Annotated in this window: 1 protein-coding gene; it reads right to left on the minus strand. The window is 38.6% G+C overall.

Going from position 1 to position 2,171, the window contains the following annotated elements:
• Positions 1-134: 134 nt before the first annotated feature.
• A complete protein-coding gene (locus BM097_RS15935; protein ID WP_090552687.1) occupies positions 135-1,946 on the minus strand; it encodes a cellulose binding domain-containing protein in 1,812 nt (603 codons plus the stop codon).
• Positions 1,947-2,171 lie beyond the last annotated feature (225 nt).

The following is a 2,171-nucleotide window of genomic DNA, read 5'->3' on the forward strand; positions in this document are numbered from 1 at the left end:
TGCATTAATGTCAACCCTTTATAGAAAAAAGACCCCTGCATCATTCCTGATGCAGAGATCTTTATACATCCCTCTTAACTTAATGACATTGGCCTAAGCCCAGGTCTGATTTTCGGGGAAATCGTCATTATTTACTATTTGAATGCTATCTGTGCGAAGTTATAGAAGCCAAGGAACCAAATGTTAAAGTCATGAACTCCATTTAATTCCTGCCACTTAAAGTTCTGTCCATCTACAAACTGATTGCATACAGCTGGCAGATTTTTTGCTGCAGCAGATGCACTAGGATATGCTATTCCATCCTGTAATCCGCAGATGTTGTAGAAGTAGTGAATTGGATATTTATTGTTTCGTAAAAGAGATGCTGTCTTTGCAGCATTATTGCTTGTTGGTGCTGCTGAGAATGCTCCGTAGTAGCTAAACAAATCAACACACTCGCCAATACCAATATTTATAGTCTGCATACCACCCATTGAAAGACCTGCACAAGCTCTGTGATCTCTGTCAGCGTATGTGCTGTAGTGAGAATCAATATAAGGAATCAAATCATTTCTAAGCTCTTTTCCAAAAGCATAGAAGGAATTTGTAGAACCACTTGCTGAAGCCTTTCCATTTGGTGTTACAACGATAAAGGAATCAATATCACCATAATATGCAAGATTATCCATGATAGCCTTTACAGTAGATGAGTTATTGTACATTCCCCACTCATTTTCATTTCCACCGATTCCATGAAGAAGATATAATACACAATACTTCTTGTTAGGATCATAGTTTGCAGGTAGATATACATTTGCTCTCTTTGTATATGTTCTACCATTATTCTCATAGTCGTGTGCTGTATATGTTATGTTCTTGATTGTTCCAGAGCCTTCACCATATCTTACTGTAGAATACTTTTTAGGTATGCTATTGCTAAACTTTGTAGCTGTAGGATTATAGTTTGGATTGGTTGGCTGTGGTGTAGGTTGAGGCTGTGGTGTAGGTTGAGGCTGTGGTTGTGGTGTTGGCTGTGGAGCTGGTACCTGACCACCTGCTGTAGTAGCCTCAATTGAATAATCAATCTTGCTTCCTATTGCACCTGAACCCTGTGAGCCAAATTCTACACTAGAACCATTTTCAATTGTCTTGTTCCACTCTACAGGAGTAATTACATAATAATTGCCGCTTGTAGTAACATTTACATTCCAGCTAGAGCCAATATTTACCTGACTCTTATTAAGCTTGATTGTCCAGCCATTAACCTTGCTTCCCGAATTGTTTGTTACCTTGTAGCTAATCTGATAGCCTGAGCCCCAGTTGTTGATTGTATATGTTAATTCAACGCCCTTTGTAGTTGCTGTAGAACCAGCATTTCCTGAAGGATTAGTTGAAGGTGTCTGCTGACCTGACTGTCCACCTACACTTTCAAACTGCCACTGTTGATTCACATTACCATTGAATCTGTACTGAACAACATTTGTGCCATCATCTGTTTTTCTGGCACTTACATCCAAAAAGCGTTGTAAACTAGAAGCCTTTGTTCCAATCGTATAAATTCCATTTGTGTCTGTAGTCTTAACAACAAACTTCTGAGCATCTCCGCCGTAGCCCTGATAAATACCGATGTTAGCATTGTCAGAATCTGCACCATTAGATACATCAAGCATATATTCTCCCAAGCCAGACTTAAGATTAATATAGCCATCATTAGTGTTGCTAACGTACCACTTTTGTCCGTCTTCTCCTGTGCCGGAATTGATGCAAACATTAGTCCATCCTCCAGCTTTGTTCCCCTCAACAGACAAATACTTTTGTGACTGTACGCCTTTGATATAATACCAGCCATCATCAATGCGTGCAGTGTCATTTGCAGCCTTCGCATCTGTTGATACATACATGCTTAAAGCACTGACAGAAAGAGCCAGTACCAAGGCCTTTGCTAAAATTCTTTTTTGTTTTTTCATTTACATTTTCTCCCTTTTCATGTAATGATTTCCCCATAAATACATTTTATCAATAGAACGAGGATTATGCAACATTATCGTAACTTTTATGTAATATTCAGGAATAAAAAATGGATGCCACCTGTACAATTGATATGCCCCCTGTCAAGTAGACAGGTTAAATATCTAAATGGAATGTTTAGTGAATGACCATACTTTATATGAAGTATGGTCATTTTTCTATGC

Origin of the sequence: Pseudobutyrivibrio sp. OR37 (genome assembly GCF_900113655.1) — a bacterium.
In the GTDB taxonomy this organism is placed as follows: domain Bacteria; phylum Bacillota; class Clostridia; order Lachnospirales; family Lachnospiraceae; genus Pseudobutyrivibrio.